The organism is Maritimibacter fusiformis (genome assembly GCF_008086115.1).
Lineage (GTDB): Bacteria > Pseudomonadota > Alphaproteobacteria > Rhodobacterales > Rhodobacteraceae > Muriiphilus > Muriiphilus fusiformis.
Map to the genome: position 1 here is coordinate 49,808 of NZ_VSIY01000005.1, position 18,402 is coordinate 68,209.

17 protein-coding genes are annotated in these 18,402 nt (G+C 67.1%); 7 read left to right on the forward strand and 10 right to left on the reverse strand.

Annotation, left to right across the window (positions count from 1 at the left end; all coding sequences use genetic code 11):
- Positions 1–55: 55 nt before the first annotated feature.
- Positions 56–424: a rhodanese-like domain-containing protein gene (locus FVF75_RS07860; RefSeq protein WP_246138033.1), complete on the forward strand. Its 369-nt coding sequence runs from the start codon at positions 56–58 to the stop codon at positions 422–424.
- Positions 425–506: 82 nt separating this feature from the next.
- Here the strand turns inward: FVF75_RS07860 and lpdA are convergent, their stop codons facing one another.
- Complete coding sequence (gene lpdA / locus FVF75_RS07865; protein WP_148377429.1) at positions 507–1,901, reverse strand: dihydrolipoyl dehydrogenase; 1,395 nt, start codon at positions 1,899–1,901, stop codon at positions 507–509.
- Between the two features lie 169 nt (positions 1,902–2,070).
- Here lpdA and FVF75_RS07870 point away from each other — a divergent pair, with 169 nt between their 5' ends.
- Positions 2,071–3,825 (forward strand): DUF4153 domain-containing protein, encoded by a 1,755-nt coding sequence (locus tag FVF75_RS07870; RefSeq protein WP_148377430.1) that lies wholly within the window; start codon positions 2,071–2,073, stop codon positions 3,823–3,825.
- A gap of 4 nt (positions 3,826–3,829) precedes the next feature.
- Here the strand turns inward: FVF75_RS07870 and FVF75_RS07875 are convergent, their stop codons facing one another.
- The 3 genes from FVF75_RS07875 to FVF75_RS07885 all read right to left on the reverse strand — a co-directional run bounded on the left by FVF75_RS07875 (position 3,830) and on the right by FVF75_RS07885 (position 6,516).
- Entirely contained in the window at positions 3,830–4,402 is a 573-nt protein-coding gene (locus tag FVF75_RS07875; protein WP_148377431.1) for a DUF924 family protein, read from the reverse strand.
- Positions 4,403–4,476: 74 nt separating this feature from the next.
- Positions 4,477–5,808 (reverse strand): MFS transporter, encoded by a 1,332-nt coding sequence (locus FVF75_RS07880; protein WP_148377432.1) that lies wholly within the window; start codon positions 5,806–5,808, stop codon positions 4,477–4,479.
- A gap of 78 nt (positions 5,809–5,886) precedes the next feature.
- Positions 5,887–6,516, reverse strand: coding sequence for a helix-turn-helix domain-containing protein (locus FVF75_RS07885; RefSeq protein WP_148377433.1), 630 nt, complete (start codon positions 6,514–6,516; stop codon positions 5,887–5,889).
- Between the two features lie 64 nt (positions 6,517–6,580).
- Between FVF75_RS07885 and FVF75_RS07890 the strand changes: the two genes are divergently transcribed.
- The 3 genes from FVF75_RS07890 (at position 6,581) to FVF75_RS07900 (ending at position 10,180) form a co-directional block, all read left to right on the forward strand.
- Positions 6,581–8,131, forward strand: a complete 1,551-nt coding sequence (locus tag FVF75_RS07890; RefSeq protein ID WP_148377434.1) for a class I adenylate-forming enzyme family protein — start codon at positions 6,581–6,583, stop codon at positions 8,129–8,131.
- Between the two features lie 84 nt (positions 8,132–8,215).
- Positions 8,216–8,860: a DsbA family oxidoreductase gene (locus FVF75_RS07895; RefSeq protein WP_148377435.1), complete on the forward strand. Its 645-nt coding sequence runs from the start codon at positions 8,216–8,218 to the stop codon at positions 8,858–8,860.
- Positions 8,861–8,926: 66 nt separating this feature from the next.
- Positions 8,927–10,180, forward strand: coding sequence for a multidrug effflux MFS transporter (locus FVF75_RS07900; protein ID WP_148377436.1), 1,254 nt, complete (start codon positions 8,927–8,929; stop codon positions 10,178–10,180).
- Here the strand turns inward: FVF75_RS07900 and FVF75_RS07905 are convergent.
- The 3 genes from FVF75_RS07905 to FVF75_RS07915 form a co-directional block, all read right to left on the reverse strand.
- Positions 10,165–10,689, reverse strand: a complete 525-nt coding sequence (locus FVF75_RS07905) for a hypothetical protein (RefSeq protein WP_187393010.1) — start codon at positions 10,687–10,689, stop codon at positions 10,165–10,167. The genes FVF75_RS07900 and FVF75_RS07905 overlap by 16 nt on opposite strands.
- Before the next feature lie 138 nt (positions 10,690–10,827).
- Positions 10,828–14,283: a transcription-repair coupling factor gene (gene mfd / locus FVF75_RS07910; protein ID WP_148377438.1), complete on the reverse strand. Its 3,456-nt coding sequence runs from the start codon at positions 14,281–14,283 to the stop codon at positions 10,828–10,830.
- A gap of 31 nt (positions 14,284–14,314) precedes the next feature.
- Positions 14,315–14,842 carry a component of SufBCD complex gene (locus FVF75_RS07915; RefSeq protein ID WP_148377439.1) on the reverse strand — a complete coding sequence of 176 codons (528 nt, stop codon included), beginning with the start codon at positions 14,840–14,842 and terminating at the stop codon, positions 14,315–14,317.
- 138 nt (positions 14,843–14,980) lie between these two features.
- Between FVF75_RS07915 and hemB the strand changes: the two genes are divergently transcribed.
- Both hemB and FVF75_RS07925 read left to right on the forward strand, forming a co-directional pair.
- Positions 14,981–15,976: a porphobilinogen synthase gene (gene hemB / locus FVF75_RS07920; RefSeq protein ID WP_425463225.1), complete on the forward strand. Its 996-nt coding sequence runs from the start codon at positions 14,981–14,983 to the stop codon at positions 15,974–15,976.
- A 231-nt stretch (positions 15,977–16,207) separates the two neighbouring features.
- Positions 16,208–16,768 carry a lipid-binding SYLF domain-containing protein gene (locus FVF75_RS07925; RefSeq protein ID WP_148377441.1) on the forward strand — a complete coding sequence of 187 codons (561 nt, stop codon included), beginning with the start codon at positions 16,208–16,210 and terminating at the stop codon, positions 16,766–16,768.
- Between the two features lie 3 nt (positions 16,769–16,771).
- Here FVF75_RS07925 and FVF75_RS07930 read toward each other — a convergent pair whose 3' ends face one another.
- The 3 genes from FVF75_RS07930 to FVF75_RS07940 all read right to left on the reverse strand — a co-directional run bounded on the left by FVF75_RS07930 (position 16,772) and on the right by FVF75_RS07940 (position 18,401).
- On the reverse strand, positions 16,772–17,383 hold the full coding sequence (locus FVF75_RS07930) for a hypothetical protein (RefSeq protein ID WP_148377442.1): 612 nt from the start codon (positions 17,381–17,383) through the stop codon (positions 16,772–16,774).
- A complete protein-coding gene (locus tag FVF75_RS07935; RefSeq protein ID WP_148377443.1) occupies positions 17,383–17,967 on the reverse strand; it encodes a HupE/UreJ family protein in 585 nt (194 codons plus the stop codon). The genes FVF75_RS07930 and FVF75_RS07935 overlap by 1 nt, the downstream gene beginning before the upstream one ends.
- A gap of 62 nt (positions 17,968–18,029) precedes the next feature.
- Positions 18,030–18,401, reverse strand: coding sequence for a phospholipase A2 family protein (locus FVF75_RS07940; protein ID WP_148377444.1), 372 nt, complete (start codon positions 18,399–18,401; stop codon positions 18,030–18,032).
- Position 18,402: the final 1 nt, after the last annotated feature.

Below are 18,402 nucleotides of genomic sequence, written 5' to 3' on the forward strand. Positions count from 1 at the left end.
GGGTGTGGCCGCAGGCCCGCGCCCGTTCGACCAGAACACACCACAAGGAAGACAGATGCTGAACTTCATGATGGGCCGTCAGGCCACCGCTTCGAAACTATCGCCGCAAGAGGCCGTCGAGCTGGCCAAGGACGGCGCGATCACCGTGGTCGACGTGCGCGACCACAACGAATTGTCGATGACCGGCAAGGCCGAAGGCGCGGTGCATATCCCGCTGGCGGTGATCCGCATGCAGGCCGATCCACGCTCGCCCGACTTTCATCCCGACCTCGACACCTCCAAGCCGGTGGCGATCTACTGCGCCTCAGGTGCGCGTTCGTCGATGGCGGCGCAGGTGTTCCGGCAGATGGGCTTTGACGAGGTGCACAACATCGGCGGGCTGGGTCACTGGCAGATGGCCGGTGGCAGCATCGTTCGCGCCTGACATCTCCCCCATCGGGCAAGAAAAAACCCCGCGGCCACATCCGGTCGCGGGGTTTTCCTTTGTCATTTCCGCATGGCAGCGGTCACATGTGAATCACCCGCCCATAGGCGTCGAGGACACTTTCGTGCATCATTTCCGACAGGGTCGGGTGCGGGAACACCGTGTTCATCAGCTCTTCCTCGGTGGTCTCGAGCGTGCGCCCGACGATGTAGCCCTGGATCAGTTCCGTGACCTCGGCCCCGACCATATGCGCGCCCAGAAGCTCGCCGGTCTTGGCGTCGAACACGGTTTTCACCATGCCCTCGGCCTCGCCAAGCGCGATGGCCTTGCCGTTGCCGATGAACGGGAAGCGCCCGACCTTGATGTCATAGCCAAGCTCTTTCGCCTTGGCCTCGGTATAGCCGACGCTGGCGATCTGCGGCTGGCAATAGGTGCAGCCGGCGATTGATTCGGGCTTGACCGGGTGCGGCTTCTGCCCCGCGATCAATTCGGCCACCATCACGCCCTCGTGGCTGGCCTTGTGGGCAAGCCAGGGCGGGGCGGCGATGTCGCCGATGGCATAGAGCCCGTCGACGCCCGTGCGGCAGTATTCGTCGGTCACGACATGGCTGCGGTCGAGTTTGACGCCAAGCGCCTCGAGCCCCAGCCCCTCGACGTTGCCGACGATGCCGACCGCCGAGATTACCGTGTCGAAGTCGAGTTTCTCGGTCTTGCCGCCCGATTCGATATGCGCCGTCACCTTGCCCTTGGCGCGGTCGAGTTTCTTGACCGTGGATTTCTCCATGATCGTCATGCCCTGTTTGACGAACTGCTTTTTCGCGAAGGCGGAAATCTCGGCATCCTCGACCGGCAACACCCGGTCCAGCACCTCGACCACCGTCGTGTCGGCGCCCAGCGTGTTGAAAAAGCTGGCAAACTCGATGCCGATGGCACCCGAGCCGATGACCAGAAGCTTCTTGGGCATCCGTGGTGGCTTCAGCGCGTGGCGATAGGTCCAGACCAGATCGCCGTCGGCCTCGAGCCCCGGCAATTCGCGCGCCCGCGCGCCGGTGGCCAGGACGATGTCCTTCGCCGCAAGCTCTTCGGTGCCCTTGTCGGTCTTGACCGAGACCTTGCCCTTGGCCGGCAACGTCGCCTCGCCCATCACCACGGTGATCTTGTTCTTCTTCATCAGGTGGCCGATGCCGCCCGACAACTGCCCGGCCACATCGCGCGAACGCTTGACCACGGCGTCCAGATCGAAGCCGATCTTGTCGGCCTTGAGTCCGAAATCCTTGGCCCGCTCCATCAGGTGAAAGACCTCGGCCGACCTGAGCAGCGCCTTGGTCGGGATGCAGCCCCAGTTGAGGCAGATGCCGCCGAGGTTTTCACGCTCGACGATCGCGACCTTCTGGCCAAGCTGCGCTGCGCGGATCGCCGCCACATAGCCGCCGGGCCCCGCGCCGACAACGATTACGTCAAAGGTCTTTTCGGCCATTCAAGCCTCCATGAAAAAGTAGTTGAGCCTTAAACCATTCTTTTTTCCGCTTCAACCGTGCTGCGTGACGACCGCCTTGATCTGCACGCAACCCGGGCATCTCCGCGCCGCTTGCCGGGCCGCCCGACGCCCCCTAGGTTGGGGCATCAGGTGGCGGGGCAATGCGATCATGGCACATTCACAGGACGCTGGCGATGTCTCACGGCGGGTGACGCTGGCGCTGGTCGGGGCGGCGGCGGGCGTGACGCTTTACGTGCTGCTGGTCGAGTTGCCCGACCGCAGCGACAACACCCGGCTGGTTCTGACGCTGGCCAGCCTGGTCGGCGGCTTCTTCGCGCTGTTGCTGGCGGCCATCGGCCCGGTCGAGCTGGGGCGCGCGGTCATCGCCTCGGGGGCGGTCGCGGCGCTGTCCTCTGGCCTCGTGACCTGGGCCAGTTTTCGCTTTGCCGATGCCGAGGATTTCCTGTCCGCCGGGCATGGGCTGGCCGCCTACAGCCTGCTGGTCGCCCTGCCCCTGCCGTTCCTGATTGCCGCCGCCCGCCCGGACGAAGGCTGGCGCGATTTTCCCGCGTTGTTCACCTACGCCTGGGAAACCGTCGTCCGCTACCTCGTGGCCTGGGCCTTTACCGGCGTGGTCTGGGGCGTGATCCTGTTGTCGGACCAGGTGCTCGGGCTGGTCGGGATCGACCTGATCGAGCGGCTGATCGACATCGACGGCGTCCCCTGGGGCGTGACCGGGGTGGCACTGGGCCTGTCGATGGCGGTCAGCTTCGAGCTTCGCGGGCTGATCCGGCCTGACCTGGTGTTGCGCCTGATGCGCCTTCTGTTGCCGGTCGTGCTGGCGGTCAGCGTGGTGTTCCTGATCGCCGCACCGATCAACGGGTTGTCACGTTTGTTCGGCGGCATCTCGGCGGCGGCCACCTTGATGGCGATGGCGATCGCGGCGGCGACCCTGATCACCGTGACGCTGGACCGCGACGACACCCGGGCGGCCCGCGCGGCGGTGCTGGTCTGGTCGGCGCGCCTCACTGCCCTGATCCTGCCGGTGCTGGGGGCGATGGCGGCCTGGGCGGTGATGGTGCGGGTGAACCAGTATGGCTGGACCCCGCCCCGGTTGGCAGCGGCCACGGCGGCGGCGGTGACGCTGGCCTATGGGCTGGCCTACGGCGTGTCGGTGCTGCGTGGCAAAGGCTGGCAGGGCCATATCCGGCAGGCCAATGTCTGGCTGGCGCTGATGCTGATTGCCACCGCCGCCCTATGGCTCAGCCCGCTCCTGAATGCCGAGCGGATCAGCGCAAATGCGCAACTGGCCCGCTACCAGGCGGGCGAGATCGACGCGGCGGGGCTGGACCTGTGGACGTTGGGGCATGACTGGGGCCGCGCCGGAGCCCGGGCCCTGGACAGGTTGCGCGACGAAAGCGACCCCGACCTTGCGCGCCACCTCGCCCTGTTCGACGCCGCCGGGTCGCGTCACGAATACCTGCGCAGCCTCGAGGGCGAGGCGATGCCCCGGCAGATAGAAGGATTGCGCAACCTTCTGGCGGTGCGCCCCGAGGGTGCCGTCCTGCCGGAGGGGTTGTTTGACGGCGACCGGAACATGACCCACTACCTGCTCGAGATACTGACCGAGCGCTGTGGCGAGACCACTCCGGGCGGGGCGCCGGGTTGTGTCGCGGTGGTGGCCGATTTCATGCCGCTCAGCCCAGGCGATGAGGTTCTGTATTTCACGCTGTTCAACGGGGCGGTGGAAGCGACCGCCCATGCCGGCACCGCGTTCCTTCGCTCCGAGGACGACTTCACGAGTTACGTATTCGCATCCGACCCCGGTCTGATCGACCGCATCCTGGCCGGCGACTACAGGCTTGCGCCGGTTCCGCTGAACATGCTGGTGATCGACGGTCACGTCGCTGGCGTGTCGCCCTGACGGATCAGGCCTGCAATTCCCGCACAAGCGCGCCGTAGCCGCCGGCCTTGTGAAACGCCTGTTCCGGTGACGTGTCGGTGCGCGACAGCGCCGCGTTGCGATAGGGGAAACGCCCGAATCGCCGGATCACCTCGCGGTGTGCCTTGGCATGCAGCAGTTTGCTGCGACCGCCCTTGGGCATCCGCGTCAGCATCAGGCGCACGCAGCGGTCCTGATCCATCTGGCTTTCCGAGTGCATGAGCGGCAGATAGAAGAACTGCCGCTGCGGCTCGTCGATGCGCATGTCCCAACCCTTGTCGATGGCGCATTTCGCAGCCGCCAACGCCGCCTTGTCGGTTGAGAACGCCATGCCCTCGCCGCGAAACATGTTGCGTGGGAACTGGTCGGTCAGGATCACATAGGCCAGCACATCCGGCGCGTTCGACATCCAGCTGGTCAGACCGCCGGCCTTGGCCTTCTGCCACGTGTCCAGGAACCTCGACCGGATCTCGTCGTCCAGCGCCGGGTCGGACTTGTACCAGCCCTCCGGCCCCACCTCGTCGATCCAGAATGCAAGCACCTCTTGCGGTGTTGTCATATCGCCCTCCTTCTGCCTCACTATGGGTCGGGCAGGTCCAAGGTTGCAAAAGTGCAATAGCCCATCAAGCGATATTATTCGTGCTGCGCGGTCCGTTGCGGATTTGCCGCGTCTTCGTCTTCACTGTCGGCGCGGTCGGGGTCATCGTCCGCCGCCTCCTCGGCTGCCTCTTCGACCGCTTCAACGTAAAGCTCCTGGGCCATGTCGACGGCCACGGGCGACGAGGATTGCAGGACCGGCGCATAGGTCACGGTCTCGTCGACAGTGGGCGACGGCCGCCGGGTCGAGCGATACATCCCGTAGGCCAACAGCACGACGAGGATCATGCACAGATACAGGAAAAAGCCCGAAGGTCCGAACACCCCCAGCGCCCAGCCGGTCACGATTGGCCCGGCGATCGCGCCGAAGCCGTTCACGAACATCAACCCCGACGACGCGGCCGCCATTTCCTCGACCTCGAGAAAGTCGTTGGTATGCGCAAGCAGCAACGCATAGAGCGGGTTGGTCATGCCGCCGACCAGGAACGCCGAGACCAGCAGCGCCGGGTAGAGGCCGGGCAGCACCACCGGCCCCAGGGCGGCCAGCGCCGCCAGCCCGGCGGTGAAATTGATCAGCCGGCGCCGGTCCATCCGGTCGGACAGCCAGCCGATCGGGTATTGCAGCACCAGCCCGCCGACATAGAACATCGAGATGAACAGCGACAGTTGCGGCACGCTTAGCCCCGCCTGGGTGCCGAACACCGCCGCCATGCCGAACTGGGCCGAGAACACCGCCCCGATCAGCGCCACGCCGACCAGTCCGAGGGGAGATTTGTGAAACAACTGCACCAGCGTCATGCGCTTGGTGGTCTCGAAGGCCGGTGTCGGGTTGATCGACAGAAGAATCGGCGCAAACGCGATCGAAACCAGCACCGAGGGCAGGATGAACAGGATGAAGCCGCCCGGATCGGCCAGCAACACCAGCCCCTGCGCCGCGATGATGCCGATCATCTGCACCAGGATATAGAGCGACAGCGACTGCCCGCGGGTTTCGTTGGTGGCGGCGTTGTTCAGCCAGCTTTCGGCGGTGACGTAGACGCCGGAGAAACAGAACCCGATCACCACCCGCAGCACCGTCCAGGATATCGGATCGGTTGCCACCGGATAGAGCACCAGCACCGCCGAGATCAGACTGCCGAGCGCGGCGAAGACCCGCACGTGGCCGACCCGCCGGATCAGTTCCGGCGCGGCGCGCGAGCCGCCGAGAAAGCCCACGAAATAGGCCGACATGACCACCGACATCTCGAAGGTCGTAAACCCTTCGAGCGCCCCACGCAGGCCCAGAAGGGTGCCCTGGATGCCGTTTCCGACCATCAGGAGCATGATACCCAGAAGCAGGGGCCAGGAGGTTTTCAGCACAACAAACATCACGCGCCCTCGTTCTGCACTTGTGCTGGTTAACATCGCGGGCGCGGGCTGTCATCACGCCCCCGACTCGTATCGACCTCAGAGCGACGTCACCCAGAGGATCGTCGCATCCTCGTCCGACACCGAGATCACGTTGTGGCCCATCGAGGCGTCGTAATAGGCGCTGTCGCCACGCCGCATCTCGACCGGCTCGTAAAACTCGGTGATCAGGCGGATCGCGCCGGTCAGCACATAGAGGAATTCCTCGCCGTCATGGCGCACCCAGCCGTCGAACTCGTCGAACGACCGCGCGCGAACCCGGGCGCGGTAAGGCAGCATCGCCTTCTTGGTCAGGGCACCCGCCAGAAGCTCGTGCTCATAGGTCGCGGTCGGATGCGCCTGGCCTTCGCCGGACTTGGTCACCGTCATCCGCCCCGAGACGCGCGCCTCCTGCGGCGGGGTGAACAGTTGCGGCACCGAGATTTCCAGCCCGGTGGCCAGTTTTTTCAGCGCGTCATAGGTCGGCGACATCTGCCCGTTCTCGATCTTCGAGAGCGTCGAGCGTGCCAGCCCGGCCTGTCGGGCGGCCTGATCCAATGTCCAGCCGCGCGATTTGCGCAGCGCCCGGACCCGCGCGCCAAGATCGAGCGGCTGCGGGTCCGCCGCCGGCAATCCGCTTTCGCGGGCCAGCCGGATCAGGCTGGGCTGGGTATTGGGATCGTGGTCCATGAGAGTCTATAAGCCGCAACAGGGGCCGCTTGCAACGCCCGGCAGGCATGCCATACCTGCGGATATGTTGTCCATCGACGCCCCCGGCCCCCGCCTTGCCCCGCCACCCGCCGCCTTCAACCTGGCGCAATACGTGCTGGCCGACGGTGCTGCGCATCCCGACAAGCTGGCGCTGTCGGTGGTCGGCCCGACGCGGTCCGATGACTGGAGCCATGCCCGGCTGTCGCGTGCCGTGCTCGGCATCGCGGGCGGGTTTCAGGCACTTGGCCTCGCGCCGGGCTCGCGGGTGCTCTTGCGGCTTGGCAACAGTGTCGAGTTTCCGCTGGCCTTTCTTGGCGCCATCGCCGCCGGGCTGGTGCCGGTGCCGACCTCGTCACAACTGACCGGGGCCGAGATCACGCCGATGGCCGGGATGCTCGACCCCGCCCTGATCGTGGCCGGGCCGGGCATCGCCCTGCCAGCGCCCCTGCCCGCCCCGGTGATCACCGAGGCCGAGTTGCACGACCTCGCGGGCCATGCCCCGGCCGCGCCGGTGATGGGCGATCCCGACCGCCCGGCCTATGCGGTCTTCACCTCCGGCACCTCGGGCACGCCGCGCGCCGTGGTTCATGCCCACCGCGCGATCTGGGCGCGGCGGATGATGTGGGATGGCTGGTATGGGCTGCGGCCCGACGACCGGCTGATGCACGCGGGCGCCTTCAACTGGACCTATACGCTGGGCACCGGCTTGATGGACCCGTGGAGCCGGGGCGCGACCGCCCTGATCCCCGCCGCGGACACCAGGGTTGCCGATCTGCCGGGGCTGATGGCGGCGCACAACGCGACCATTTTCGCCGCGGCCCCCGGCGTCTATCGCCAGATGCTGCGCCACGACCTGCCGCCGCTGCCGACGCTGCGCCACGGCCTGAGCGCGGGCGAGAAACTGGCCGAGAGCATCCGCGACGCGTGGCAGGGGGCGACCGGCACCGCGATCTACGAGGCGTTCGGGATGTCGGAATGCTCGACCTTCGTCTCGGGCGCACCGGACCGCCCGGCGCCCACCGGCACGCTGGGCCGCGCGCAACCCGGGCGGCGGATCGCGGTTCTGGGCGCGGATGGCCCGGTTCGGCGCGCCACCCCCGGCGTGCTGGCGGTCGCGGCGGACGATCCGGGGCTGATGCTGGGCTATCTCGGGGCCGAGGATGAGACCCGCGCACGCTTTCGCGATGGCTGGTTCGTGACCGGCGACAGCGTGAGCATGGCCAAGGACGGCGCCATCACCTATCTGGGGCGCGAGGACGACATGATGAACGCCGGTGGCTATCGCGTCTCGCCGGTCGAGGTGGAGGCGGCGATGGCGGCGCATCCGGGCGTCCACGAGGCCGCCTGCCTGACCCTCAAGGTCAGCGACAGCGCCAGCGTGATCGCCTGTTTCTACGTGCCCGAGGCAGCCCCCACCGAACAGGTGGACCTGTCCGCCCACGCCCACACCCGTCTGGCCCATTACAAATGCCCCCGCCTGTTCGTCGCCGTCGACGCCCTGCCGCGCGGAGCCAACAACAAGCTCTTGCGCCGGGTGCTGCGCGACCGGGTCGAGGCGGGCGAGATCGCGGTGCCGGGTCTTCGCGCCGGGTGAAGCGCCCGCGTCACCCGGCCGCGTCACCCGAATGTGTCGCGCCCGCCCCTTTCCCCGGGCGGATTTCCCGGCTAGGCATGGCCCATGGTTGATCTTTTCATCTTTTCCGATCCGATCTGCCCGTGGTGCTACATCGGCAAGGCGCGGCTGTTTCAGGCGCTGGAACAGCGGCCCGATCACCCGTTCCGGATCGAATGGCACCCGTTCATGCTGAACCCCGACATGCCGCCCGAGGGGATGGACCGGCGCGCCTATCTCGAAGCAAAGTTCGGCGGGCAGGAGGGCGCGGTGAAGGCCTATCTGCCGGTGCTGGAGGCCGCCGAGGCCTCTGGTCTCAGCATTGACCTCGAACGCATGGCGCGCACGCCCAGCACGCTGGACGCGCACCGGCTGATCCACTGGGCCGGCATCGAGGGGCGCCAGACCCCGGTGGTTTCGGCGCTGTTTCGGGCCTATTTCACCGAAGGCCGCGACATCGGCGACCGCGAGGTGCTGGCGGATATCGCCGAGGCTTGCGAAATGGACCGCGCGGTGGTCGCGCGGCTGCTGGTCACCGGCGCGGATGCCGAGGATATCCGCGCGCGTGCCGAGGATGCGCGGCAAAAGGGCGTGAATGCGGTGCCGACCTTCGTGGTCGCGGGCCGGCACGTGGTGCCGGGGGCGCAGCCGGTCGAGCTGTGGCTGAAGGTGATCGACGAGATCGCGGCGCAGGTCGACCCCGCCACCTGATCTCGCGCTCAGGCGCTGGCCAATCCCCACCGCTTCGGGCATGACAGGCGCAGACAAGGATTTCCCATGCGCCGCCTCTTTTCCCCAAGCCGCCCGCCGGCCTTTGCCGAACTGGTCATATTGCTGGCCGCCCTGATGTCGCTGATGGCGTTCTCGATCGATTCGATCATGCCCGCCCTGCCCGACATCGCCGCCGAATTCGTGCCTGACGAGGTCAGCCGGGCGCAACTGGTGATCTCGGCCTTCGTGCTGGGCACCGGCTTTGGCCAATTGTTCATCGGCCCGTTCTCCGACAGCTATGGCCGTCGCGCCGCGCTGAGCCTTGGCGTCGGGCTGTTCGTTCTGGGCGCCATCGCGGGGATCGTGGCGAACTCGCTCGAGGCGCTGCTGGCGGCGCGGTTCCTGCAAGGCCTTGGCGCGGCGGCGGGACGCGTGGTCAGCCAGTCGGTGACGCGCGACCTGTTCTCGGGCCGGGCGCAGGCGCGGGTCGGCTCGCTGATCTTCACCTTTTTCGTCATCGTCCCGGCGATCGCGCCGCTGATCGGGCAGCAGATCATCGCGCTGGCCGGGTGGCACGGGTTGTTCGGCGCCTATGTGGCGCTCGGACTGACGGTGCTGACATGGTTCTTGCTGCGCCAGCCCGAAACACTGGCGGATGAACATCGCCGCGTCTTCCGGCCCGGCAGGATCTGGGAGGCGGTAGCCGAAGTGCTGCGCTCCGCCGTGGCGATGCGCTACCTCGTGGTGATGACGCTCGGGTTCGGGCAACTCATGGCCTACATCAGTTCGGCGCAGGAGGTCTATGTCGAGGCGCTGGGCGCGGGCGACCGCTTTGCGCTCTATTTCGCCGGCGTCGCGCTGGTGTCAGGCACATCAGGCGTGATCAACGCGCGCCTGGTGATGCGGCTTGGGATGCGCCCCCTGGCCAGCGCCGCCTTTGGCAGCCAGTTGCTGATCGCGGGCGCGGTCTGGGCGCTGTGGGCGGCGGGGGTTTTCGACGGGTTGTCGCAGCACACGCAGTTGTGGATCTTCATCGCCTGGTCGGTGACGCTGTTCTTCATGAACGGGCTGACATTCGGCAACGTCACCGCATTGGCGATGGAGCCGCTGGGCCATATCGCGGGCACCGCCAGCGCGGTGATCGGCGCGTTCAGTTCGATCCTCGCGGTGGCGATCGCGGTGCCGGTCGGGCTGGCCTTCGACGGCAGCCCGAAACCCCTGATGCTGGGCGTCGCGATCTGTTCCGCGGTCGCCTTCGCGCTGGTCTGGACCGACCGGGGCCGGGACCGGGCGCAGGACAGCACCTACCGCGACAGATAGACCTCGCGCGCGCCCTGGGCACTGTTCCACATCGTGCCGATGGCGGTGTGGCTGTCGAGAAAGCTGTAGACCCCGCCCGAACTGCGCGCGCCGATGCCATAGGTCCAGGTGAATTGCGGCGCGAGGCCGATCTCGCAATCCGTGACCAGCCCGATATCCTCCAGCGAGACCTTCACGGCATGGGCCGCCTCGGGCAGCGCTTGCTGTCGGATCGGGTCGTAGCGCAACTCCTTGCGGGTGCCATAGACCGGCCTGAGTTCGATCTTGGTGCCGTTGGCCAGAATGTAGATGCGCCCACGCTCGAAGGTGATATTCGCGGTAAAAGCGTGAACCCCGGCGGTAAAACCAAGGCCGGGCGCCTCGGCGGACCATGTGCCGGCGATCCGGGGGCCGATTTCATCGAGCTTGAACTGCCCCGCCGACACGTCCGGGCCGCAGACCATGTTCGGTTCGGGCGGCACCACGTCGTCCTGCGCCAGCGCCGGGGCCGAGGCGAAAAGACCAACCACAACGACACCGCGCATAAGCGTCCTGGCAAGTGGGAACACGCGTTTCAGGCTCGATGACATGTCGACCTCCAATCTGGCTACCCAAGGCTTCGGATCAACCTTGACCGACAACCACCGGGCAGTCATCCCATTTTTCGCTCAGGCCCGTCGAGTCACCGTTCCCGCTTTCTCGGCCAGATCGCGGGCGATAGCGAAGGCGCCCTTGATCTTGTCGCTGTCCTTGGACCAGTCGCGCCGGATCACGATCTTGTTGTCCTTGACCTTGGCCAGACCGCTCTGGGAATTGAGGTATTCGACCAGCCCGGCGGGATTGGCGAACTTGTCGTTGTGAAACTGGATCGTCGCGCCCTTCGGCCCGCCATCCAGCCGCGCGATACCGGCACGTTTGCACATCGCCTTGATGCGCACGATCAGAAGAAGCGTGTTCACTTCCTTTGGCAGCTTGCCGAAGCGGTCGATCAACTCGGCGGCAAAGCCCTCCAGCTCGACCTTGGTCGAGAGCGAGCTGAGCCTGCGGTAGAGCCCCAGCCGCACGTCGAGGTCGGGCACGAAGGTGTCCGGGATCAGAACCGGCACGCCCAGGTTGATCTGCGGCGCCCATTGTTCATCGGCCTCTGTCAGCCCCTCAAGCTCGCCCGCCTTGATCTTGGCGATCGCCTCTTCCAGCATCTGCTGGTAAAGCTCATAGCCGACTTCGCGCATCTGGCCGGATTGTTCCTCGCCAAGCAGGTTGCCCGCGCCGCGAATGTCCAGATCCTGGCTGGCCAGCATGAACCCCGCGCCGAGCGAATCGAGCGATCCCAGCACCTTCAGCCGCTTTTCCGCCCCAGGGGTCAGTGGCACACGGGGCTTGGTGGTCATGTAGGCATAGGCGCGGGTCTTGGCGCGGCCCACGCGGCCCCGGATCTGGTATAGCTGCGCCAGCCCGAACATGTCGGCGCGGTAGACGATCATGGTATTCGCCGTCGGGATATCGAGGCCGGATTCCACGATGGTGGTGGCCAAGAGCACGTCATACTTGCCGTCGTAAAAGGCATTCATCCGCCGGTCCAACTCGCCCGCCGCCATCTGGCCGTGGGCGACGACGAAACTGACCTCGGGGACGTGATCGGCCAGAAATTCCTCGATCTCGGGCAGGTCCTTGATGCGCGGCACCACGAAGAACGACTGGCCGCCCCGGTAATGCTCGCGCAGCAGCGCCTCGCGGATGGTCACGCTGTCGAACTCGCTGACATAGGTGCGGATCGACAGCCGGTCGACCGGCGGCGTGCCGATGATACTGAGGTCACGCACCCCCGAAAGCGACATCTGCAGCGTGCGCGGGATCGGCGTGGCGGTCAGCGTCAGCACATGCACGTCCGAGCGCAGTTCCTTCAGCCGCTCCTTGTGGGCGACGCCGAAGCGCTGTTCCTCGTCGATGATCAAAAGGCCAAGGTTCTGAAACCGCACGCCTTTCGCCAGCAGCGCGTGGGTGCCGATCACGATATCCACCGTGCCGCGCTTCATGCCCTCGCGCGTCAACTCGCTCTCGCGTTGCCCGACGAAACGCGACAACTGCCCGACCTGGATGGGGAAGCCGCGAAAGCGCTCGGAAAAGCTCTTGTAGTGCTGACGTGCCAGCAGCGTGGTCGGCGCGATCACCGCCACCTGGTGGCCCGACATCGCCGCGACGAAGGCGGCGCGCATCGCCACCTCGGTCTTGCCGAACCCCACGTCGCCGCAGATCAGCCGGTCCATCGGCTGGCCGCTCGCGATATCCTCGATCACGTCCGAGATCGCCGCCAACTGGTCCTCGGTCTCGGCATAGGGGAAACGCGCGGAAAACTCCTCCCAGGCGTGATGCGGCGCTTCCAGCACCGGGGCGTGGCGCAGCGCGCGTTCGGCGGCCAGCCGGATCAGCTTGTCCGCAACCTCGCGGATACGCGCCTTGAGCCGGGCCTTCTTGGCCTGCCACGCGCCGCCGCCCAGTTTGTCCAGCAGCCCCTGTTCATGCCCGAACCGCGACAGAAGCTCGATGTTCTCGACCGGCAAGAACAACCGGTCGCCGCCGGCGTATTCCAGCGCCAGGCATTCATGCGGCGCACCGGCGGCGGTGATGGTCTCAAGCCCGGTATAGCGCCCGACGCCGTGGTCGACATGCACCACCAGATCGCCCGCGCTGAGGCTTTGCGTCTCGGTCAGGAAGTTCTCGGCCCGCCGCTTGCGCCTTGGCGCGCGGATCAGGCGGTCGCCCAGCACGTCCTGCTCCGAGATCACCGTCAGCCCGGCCCCCTCGAAGCCGTGCTCCAGCGGCCAGACCGCCAGATAGACGCCGCCATGCTTGTCCGGCACGTCGCGGTAGTCTGCAATCGGCGCGGTGGCGGTCAGCCCCTCGTCCGCCAGAAGCCCTTGCAGGCGTTCGCGCGCACCCTCGGAATAGGAGGCGACGACCACCGGCCCGGCCTCACGCTTTGCCCGAACATGATCGGCCAGTGCGCTGAACAGGTTGATCTTTTCCTGCTGTCGTTCGGGCGCGAAATTGCGCCCGATGCGCCCGCCGCCATCCAGCACGCCCGGCCCGGTCGGCTGCGGCAGCGCGGAAAACCCGATCACCCGGTGCCCGCCCACGGCCTCGCCCCAGGCAGCATCATCGAGATAGAGCAGCCCCGGCGGGCACGGCTTGTAGACCGTGTCCATCCGGGTCTTGGCATTCATCGCCTCGCGCCGCGTGTCATACTGATCCGCGATCCCCTCCCACCGGCTGAGCCGCGCCGGGGTGAACTGGTCGTCGAGCATGACGCTGGCTTCGGGCAGGTAGTCGAACAGGGTCTCCAGCCGGTCGTGAAAGAATGGCAGCCAGTGTTCGACGCCCTGATGCTTGCGCCCCGCGCTGATCGCTTCATAGAGCGGATCGTCCGAGGTTGCGCCGAACTCGATGCGGTAGTTCTGCCTAAACCGGGTGATCGCGGCCTCGTCGAGGATGACCTCGGAAACCGGGGCAAGCTCGATCACGCTCAGGTTCTCGGTGGTGCGCTGTGTGACGGGGTCGAACCGGCGCGCGCCGTCCAGAACGTCGCCGAACAGATCCAGCCGCACAGGGCCCAACTCGCCCGGCGGATAGATGTCGATGATGCCACCACGCACCGCGAAATCGCCCGGCTCCATCACGGTCGGCGATTGGGAAAACCCCATGCGCACCAGGAACGCCCTGAGCGCGTCGATATCGAGGCGCGAGCCGACCCGGGCGGTGAAACTGGCCTCGCGCAGCACCGCGCGCGCCGGCACCCGCTGGGTCGCGGCGTTGAGCGTGGTCAACAGGATGAAGCGGTCCGGCATCCCCTGCGCCAGCCCCGCCAGCGTCGCCATGCGCGCCGCCGACACGTCGGCATTGGGCGACACCCGGTCGAACGGCAGGCAATCCCAGGCCGGAAACCCGATGCGCGGCACGTCCGGCGCGAAAAACTCCAGCGCCGCCTGCATCGCCGCCATCCGGCCCGCGTCACGCGCGACATGCACGACCGGGCCGCCGGATTTCTCCAGTTCGCGCGCGACGAGCAGCGCGTCAAAGCCCTCGGGGGCGCCCGAAAGCGTGATCTGGCGGGAGCGGTCGGTCATGGCCGGACAGGTAGCGGCCCCATCGCCGGTGTCAACCGCCGAGCGCCCCGATCATCAGGTTCTGATACATTCCCCACAGCGCGGTGACGAAAATCGCGATCATGCCGACAATCTGGGTGTGGACCCGGTGGCGCAGCATCCGCTTGCGCAGCGCCTCGCCCGCCAGCCCCCGGTCGCGGATCACCCGGGCGGTGTTGATCGACAGAAACCCCACCAGAGACATCGGCAGGGCCAGCAGGAACACCGCCTGGGCGAACTCGATCCGGTACAGAAACCCCAGGATCGCCAGCGAAGTCAGGAACGCCGACCCCAGCCCGATCAGCCACAGCCCGGCGGTGCCCGCGATATAGAGAAGGCGGTTGCAGTTGATCCGCACCATGTCCTCGAGGTCGACCTCGGCCTCGCCGCCATGACGCTCGGCGCGCTGCACCATGTCGTAGGGCACCCCGACGATCCAGTGCGAGGTGGTCGACCATACCACGGCCAATGCGATCCAGAACCAGAGGTTCGAAAAGGATCGCATGTCGATCAGCTCGAAAACGGCCGAATACCAATCCACTGCCGCGCCTGTCCCTTTAGCCCCGTGTTTGCGCCAGCTTTAACGCCGGTGCCCCCTGAACGCCAGCCCGGAAAGCCGCACCCTTGAGATGCGCGCAGCGCCGTGGCAAAGGATGGCGAGCCCCATGAGGAGATGCCCATGCCCACAGTCGCCCCCTTTCCCGCCGCCCGCCTGCGCCGCAACCGCCGCAGCCCGGCGCTGCGCGCGCTGGTGCGCGAAACCGCGCTGTCGGTGGATGATCTGATCTGGCCGGTGTTCGTGATGGAGGGCAAGGATGCCAGCCACGACATCTCCTCGATGCCCGGCGTGCAGCGCCTGACCGTCGACCGGGTGGCGAAGGCGGCGCGCGAGGCACAAGACCTCGGCATCCCGGCGATCTGCCTGTTTCCCTACATCGACCAGGGCGAAAAGACCGAGGATTGCGCCGGCGCCTGGGACCCGGACAACCTGTCCAACCGCGCCATCCGCGCCATCAAGGACGCCGCCCCCGGCATCGCGGTGATGACCGACATCGCGCTCGACCCCTACAACATCAACGGCCATGACGGCTTTGTCGTGGATGGCGAGATCGTCAATGACGCGACCGTCGAGGCGCTGGTCAAGATGGCACTGGCCCAGGCCGAGGCCGGGGCCGACATCCTGGGACCGAGCGACATGATGGACGGCCGCATCGGCGCGATCCGCACCGCGCTGGAAGCCGCCGGTCACCAGAACGTCTCGATCATGTCCTATGCCGCCAAATACGCCTCGGCCTTCTATGGCCCGTTTCGCGACGCGGTCGGGGCATCCGGCGCGCTCAAGGGCGACAAGAACACCTATCAGATGGACCCGGCCAATTCCGACGAGGCGCTGCGGCTGGTCGAGCGTGACCTGATGGAGGGCGCCGACATGGTGATGGTCAAGCCCGGCATGCCCTATCTCGACATCTGCCGCAGGGTAAAGGACCGCTTCGGCGCGCCCACCTTCGCCTACCAGGTGTCGGGCGAATACGCGATGCTGATGGCGGCGGCAGAGAACGGCTGGCTCGACGGAGACAAGGTCATGGTCGAAAGCCTGATGGCCTTCAAACGCGCCGGCTGCGACGGCATCCTGACCTATTTCGCCCCGCGCCTTGCGCGCGCGCTGAACGGCTGAACGGCTGACGGGGCGGCGACGGACAAACCGCCCGTGTCTTCATCTTGGCAAAAACACTCACGGCGCCGACTCCGGCGCGCGCGTGCTCCGGCGCGCGCGTGACGTAAGGGCAAAGGCGAAAATTCGCCCACCCTCACCCTGCGCGTGACAGGCGGCGGGGATTGGCCTATTCTGGGTGCGGAATCCGGACGACAGATCCGGTGGTGAGGCGACAGAAAGGCATGGGCCGGTATGGGCAAAACTTCCAGACGTAATTTCATTCTTGGGCTTGGCGGCAGCGGGCTTGTGCTCGCGGGCTGCGCCAACGGGCTCGGCGGCGCCGGTGCGACGACCATCGACGCGCGGGTGCAGGCCACGATCAACCAGATGTACCGCGAGGTGCCCGACAGCCGGCGGCTGGCGGAAAAGGCCTCGGGGTTGCTGGTGATGCCGCTGGTGACCGAGGCCGGGTTTGGCCTGGGCGGCTCCTACGGGCGCGGGGCGCTCTTGGTCAACGGCGTAACGGTGGATTACTATTCGCAGGCCAAGGCCAGCTTCGGCATTCAGGCCGGCGCGCAGCAGTTCGCGCATGTGCTGTTCTTCATGACCGACGAGGCGCTGGCCGATTTCCGCCGCTCCTCGGGCTGGGTCGCGGGCGCGGATGTGAAATACGCCGTCAGCACCGAGGGCGACCGCTTCACGGCCGACACCATCACCACGGTCAACCCGGTGGTCGCGATCGTGTTCGGTCAGGCCGGGCTGATCATCGGCGCGACGCTGGAAGGCATGAAATACACCCGCATCATCCCCTGACGCTCAGGCTCCGGGTGCGCGCATCAGGAAAGCCAGCGACAGCACGAGGATCGCCGCGACCCAGGACGCGGCGATCCGCCAGGCGATGCGTGTTGCCGGATGGACGATCCGCTCGAGGCTGACGCGCGCCGCGCCCGCGACAGTGGCCAGCGCGATATTGGCGGCGAACAGGATTCCGACACGGGTGGCCAGCGCCACCTCGCCCCAGCCGTGACCTTCGAGCGCGGCCAGCGCCACCGCCCCGCCGGTCAAGCCTGCAAGCCCCGGCATCGCCGGTCCGATCCGCGCCGGGGGCACCAGCGCGGCGATGACCGCCACGACCAGCCCCGTCCCGATCACCGCCAGCCCCGCCCAGGACCCGGCAAACGGCGCCAGCGCGACCCCAGCCATCCCGCCAGCCAGAAACGGCAGCCAGGCCGCGAGCAGCCCCTCGCTGCGCCACAGGGCCAGCGCGATCCCGAGCGCGGCCACCGGCAGGATCAACCCCGGCGCGGCCAGGATCACCCCGGCCCCCTCCAGAAAGGCGCCGTAGGCATCCTTGCCGGTGGAGAAGGCATGCGCCCAGGCCGCCGTGGGGACCGCCCCCGCGGCCAGCGCCAGGGCCGCACGCCGCATCAGGCCAGTCCGAACAGAAACGCCCCGCCCGCCGCCGCGATCGCCACGCCAAGCGTGCGCACCGCGATCCGTCCGGGCCGCGATCCGGCAAGAAAGCCAAAGCCGATACCGATGATGTGCAGGATGCCGGTGGCGATGACGAAACCGACGCCGTAAACCAGCGGGTTGGCCGCTTCGGGCAGTTCGGTGCCGTGGGCATGGCCGTGAAACACCGCGAAGACGCCGACGATCACTGCCGCGACCCACAAGGGCGCGCGCACCGCGAAGGCGATGAGCAGCCCCAGCACCACGCCCGACAGCGCGATCCCGGTCTCGATCATCGGCAGCGGCAGGCCAAGAACCCCTGCCGCGCCCCCCAGCGCCATTACCAGCGGAAACACCACCGGCAACAGCCAGATCGCCGGCGCGCCGAGAAACGCGCCCCAAAGCCCGACCGCGACCATCGCGACGACATGGTCCCAGCCATTCACGGGATGCGACAGACCCGACACGAAGCCGCCCGCCTCTGCGTCGGTATGGGCGGCGGCGGCACTGGCGATGAGGAGCAACGGAAGGGCTGCGAGAAAACGTCTGGGTGCGGGCATGTGTGCTCCTGTCGTGGTCGAGGGTTCGGGGTTTGGTGGTTCGGATCGACGGCGGGATCGGATCACATATCGCTGGACAACGCCATCTCGATCTTGCGCAACTGGCCGACCCGATCGGTGCAGGGCAAGGCCGCGATCGCGTAGAACACAGCCCGCGCCAGCCGCGACGAACGCCCCGAGGCCCAATTCAGCCCACTGATCTCGCGCATCATCGCGAGGTCGCAACCGCAGTCGTTCACCCCACGCGAGGCGTAACATAGGTCGTGGCGCATACAGATCGCGTCGAGCGTATCAATCGGCGGCAAATCGGCCCCGCCCGGGCCGAGCCTCTTTTGATATCCGCACCAGTTGCCGTGGACCAGCGCGAACTCCTCGGCCGCCGCGGGCCCGGCGGTCCCTAGAAGAACCACGAGAGCAAAGGCGAAGCGGCGCATC

What these genes read in the sequence shown, in the direction of transcription:
- FVF75_RS07890 (WP_148377434.1), top strand. Translation starts at nt 6,581, where the DNA reads ATGTTGTCCATCGACGCCCCCGGCCCCCGCCTTGCCCCGCCACCCGCC.
- lpdA (WP_148377429.1), bottom strand. Translation starts at nt 1,901, where the DNA reads ATGGCCGAAAAGACCTTTGACGTAATCGTTGTCGGCGCGGGGCCCGGC.
- FVF75_RS07860 (WP_246138033.1), top strand. Translation starts at nt 56, where the DNA reads ATGCTGAACTTCATGATGGGCCGTCAGGCCACCGCTTCGAAACTATCG.
- FVF75_RS07930 (WP_148377442.1), bottom strand. Translation starts at nt 17,383, where the DNA reads ATGCGGCGTGCGGCCCTGGCGCTGGCCGCGGGGGCGGTCCCCACGGCG.
- FVF75_RS07870 (WP_148377430.1), top strand. Translation starts at nt 2,071, where the DNA reads ATGGCACATTCACAGGACGCTGGCGATGTCTCACGGCGGGTGACGCTG.
- FVF75_RS07895 (WP_148377435.1), top strand. Translation starts at nt 8,216, where the DNA reads ATGGTTGATCTTTTCATCTTTTCCGATCCGATCTGCCCGTGGTGCTAC.
- FVF75_RS07940 (WP_148377444.1), bottom strand. Translation starts at nt 18,401, where the DNA reads ATGCGCCGCTTCGCCTTTGCTCTCGTGGTTCTTCTAGGGACCGCCGGG.
- FVF75_RS07880 (WP_148377432.1), bottom strand. Translation starts at nt 5,808, where the DNA reads ATGTTTGTTGTGCTGAAAACCTCCTGGCCCCTGCTTCTGGGTATCATG.
- FVF75_RS07885 (WP_148377433.1), bottom strand. Translation starts at nt 6,516, where the DNA reads ATGGACCACGATCCCAATACCCAGCCCAGCCTGATCCGGCTGGCCCGC.
- FVF75_RS07875 (WP_148377431.1), bottom strand. Translation starts at nt 4,402, where the DNA reads ATGACAACACCGCAAGAGGTGCTTGCATTCTGGATCGACGAGGTGGGG.
- FVF75_RS07935 (WP_148377443.1), bottom strand. Translation starts at nt 17,967, where the DNA reads ATGCCCGCACCCAGACGTTTTCTCGCAGCCCTTCCGTTGCTCCTCATC.
- FVF75_RS07925 (WP_148377441.1), top strand. Translation starts at nt 16,208, where the DNA reads ATGGGCAAAACTTCCAGACGTAATTTCATTCTTGGGCTTGGCGGCAGC.
- FVF75_RS07900 (WP_148377436.1), top strand. Translation starts at nt 8,927, where the DNA reads ATGCGCCGCCTCTTTTCCCCAAGCCGCCCGCCGGCCTTTGCCGAACTG.
- hemB (WP_425463225.1), top strand. Translation starts at nt 14,981, where the DNA reads ATGCCCACAGTCGCCCCCTTTCCCGCCGCCCGCCTGCGCCGCAACCGC.
- mfd (WP_148377438.1), bottom strand. Translation starts at nt 14,283, where the DNA reads ATGACCGACCGCTCCCGCCAGATCACGCTTTCGGGCGCCCCCGAGGGC.